Below are 2,781 nucleotides of genomic sequence, written 5' to 3' on the forward strand. Positions count from 1 at the left end.
CATATAAAAATTCATTTTTTCTTTTTTAACCTTGAGGAATTTCACCATGCAAGGAAAGTTAGCCTTGTACCTAAAGAACCCGCTCTTTTTGGGTGCGGTAGCTATGACTGTACTTATGCTGGCGTTGATGTTGATGCCGGCGACCGAAGCTTATGCCAAGGATTATTTTGCCAAGGCTAAAGGGGATGTGAAGGCGACATTCGGCGCCGGGAGTGCGGTTGTCTACGTTATCTATTTCGTCGAAATGTTGGCGGCGTTATGGATGTTCATCAAGTCGAAAAGCCCGGCGGTATTCATCGGTATCGTTGCCGTTCTGCTTTTCGTTAACGTCGTAACCGGCCTGTTTTAACGGGTGAACTATGGAACAGCGTAACCGGTATGTCTTTCCGGCTACGCTTTCCGAAGCAAAGCGTTGGTTTGGATTGCCCCGCGATGAATTTGTTCTCTATATACCGCTCTGTGCGCTGACCATCTTCGTCAATATGTGGATATTCGGGCCAACCGTCGCCGCCGCTTTTTTCGGAATGCGTGCCTTAAAGAAAGGAAAGGGTTCCAGCTATATGCTCAGCCTTGCCTATTGGTTCCTGCCTACCCGCTGGCTTCGACTGTTTGTTGATGTATTGCCAGAAAGCTACAAACGTCACTGGATACCCTGAGGTCACTCCATGGAATATAACCTGAAGTCACGCCGTGACCGCAATCTGGCGCTGGCGTTGGTGATTATGCTTATTATCGCCGCTATCAGCGGACTGCTGGCGCATCGGCTTTATTCCGATAACCGTGCCCTCACCAATGCGCTGCTCAACAACCGCCAACTGATTATTTTACCCATGAACGCCAACACCGAATTCGGCTTCGTCGGCGAACGCGGTGATGCGCGCTACCTGCGGTTGATGGCGCTGAGCCTGGTCAATCTTCGCCTCAATATCTCGAGCTCAACTGCGCAGGCAGCACACAAGCTGCTGATGGCATACGCCTGCGAGGGGCAGGAAAAGGTGATGGCACCCGCGCTCACCGCCGAACGCCGCAGCGTCTCCATCAACGAAGGAAGTTCGGTATTTTACCCGGCCAAAATCAGCGTCAATGCCGACAAGGGGATTGTCGATATTGGCGGCAATCTGCAGTTCACCTATGGCATCAATGAGGCCAGGCCGATAGAGAAGCATTACCGCATCCGACTCGATACGCGTAATGACGGTTTGTGTTTCAACGCCTTTGTGGAGGTGCCCAATGAACAGTAAATTCGCAGCGCTCATGGCGGTCTCATTAATCTGTGCAGGCGCACAGGCTCAGGAGATAGACATCAACCCCAACGCGCGCGTGAGCGTGGCCGTCAGCAACAGCGACCCCAATTACATCACCGTCAATGACGATCGCATAAAGGGAATACTGGCAACCAAGGGCGTCGTGACCGAACAGCGCGTTACCGACGCCGGCGGTCTGGTGTTTGCTACCGTACATGACAAGCCCTTTACCCTGTATGTGACGACCGAGAGCGGCTTTACCTTCTCGCTGCACGCCACGCCCCGCCGTCAGGCCGGGTTATCGCTTATCGTCAACAACAAGGCTATTCGCGCAACCGCGGACGCCGCGACCTGGGAAGCGGAGCAGTCGGGGTACAGCGCGCTGATATCTCGCCTGGTCAGCGGCTTTGTCAATAACGACATGCCGCCGGGGTTTGTCTACACCAAAAACCGGCGTATTCCGCTTTCCCCCTCGGTGCTTCAGGCCTTTGCCGTTCGTGAGGTCTCTGCCTGGCGCGGCCACCGCTTGCGTATCGTCAGGCTGGATGTAAGCAACCGCAGTGATGCCCGTATCGAGCTCAATGAGCGATATTTCTGGAGCCCGGGCGTGATGGCAGTGTCGTTCTGGCCCCAGCTTGATGTGATATCTCCGGGCGTGACCGTTTCCGCAATCGTGCTCGTGCGAGAGGAGGAGGCTGCGCGTGAACATTAACCGCTGGGTAAAGGGGAAGCAGCAGAAGCTGTTCACTCTCATTATCGCCGGCATCGTGCTGCTGGTTGGCACGTTCTGGTATCTGAACAAGGCGGCCAGCCGTGACGTCGATCCGAATACCGAGGCTGACGCACTGCCGGCCGAACCGAACCTGACCGGCCAGGTCAGCAATACCTTCGATGAGGCTCAGGGCGGGGTGCTGGTTGATGCCCAACTTCGCGAGCAGGCGGCCAACAAGGCTGTCGAGGACATGAAGGGCATTCTGGGGGATATCAAGGCCCGGCTCGATGAGGTTAACGGCGAAAATGCCGCACTCAAGGCACAGCTCGACAGCATGCAGGGCCAGATGTCGTCGCTCAGGGCGCAGGAAGGGCAGGGGGCTCAACCGGCTTCCGGTGCCGCAGCTCAGCCGCCGCACTATCAGTTGCAGCCTGCGCCGGTAAAGCGTGGCCAGCTTGACAGCTTCACCTTCGATTACAGCAAGGTCGATGCGGCAAAAAAGCCCAGGCCCGATAGTTTCTATGTGCCGTCAGGCACCTTTTCCAACGCCATCATTCTCGAAGGTGCCGACGTCAACGCGTCCGTTTCCGGGGAAGAGCACCTCAAGCCGATGCAGTTCAAGCTGACCGGCATGGCGCACCTGCCCAACAACAAGCGCCTGGGCAAGCTCGACAACTGCTTTGTGACCGCCGGCGCTTTCGGTGATGTCTCCAGTGAACGTGCAGAGGTGCGCGTCAAATCGCTCTCCTGTGTGGTCGGTGACAAGCATATCGATATGGAAGTGAAGGGGCACGCGGTGTTCTATGGCAAGGCCGGCATCAAGGG

General features: G+C 56.1%; 4 protein-coding genes and 1 pseudogene. All 5 read left to right on the forward strand.

The window, feature by feature from the left end:
• Positions 1–46: 46 nt before the first annotated feature.
• A complete protein-coding gene (locus tag AC4PR2_RS28255) occupies positions 47–349 on the forward strand; it encodes a hypothetical protein (RefSeq protein WP_492175965.1) in 303 nt (100 codons plus the stop codon).
• A 10-nt stretch (positions 350–359) separates the two neighbouring features.
• Complete coding sequence (traL, locus tag AC4PR2_RS28260; protein ID WP_492175966.1) at positions 360–656, forward strand: type IV conjugative transfer system protein TraL; 297 nt, start codon at positions 360–362, stop codon at positions 654–656.
• A gap of 9 nt (positions 657–665) precedes the next feature.
• The gene (locus AC4PR2_RS28265; RefSeq protein ID WP_180547200.1) at positions 666–1,241 is read left to right on the forward strand and encodes a TraE/TraK family type IV conjugative transfer system protein; all 576 of its coding nucleotides are present in this window, start codon (positions 666–668) and stop codon (positions 1,239–1,241) included.
• Positions 1,231–1,956, forward strand: coding sequence for a TraK domain-containing protein (locus AC4PR2_RS28270; protein WP_368443297.1), 726 nt, complete (start codon positions 1,231–1,233; stop codon positions 1,954–1,956). The genes AC4PR2_RS28265 and AC4PR2_RS28270 overlap by 11 nt, the downstream gene beginning before the upstream one ends.
• A pseudogene (locus AC4PR2_RS28275) lies at positions 1,946–2,781 on the forward strand (hypothetical protein); the annotation flags it as partial. The gene AC4PR2_RS28270 and the pseudogene AC4PR2_RS28275, both read left to right, overlap by 11 nt.

The organism is Serratia sp. A07, from assembly GCF_058725505.1.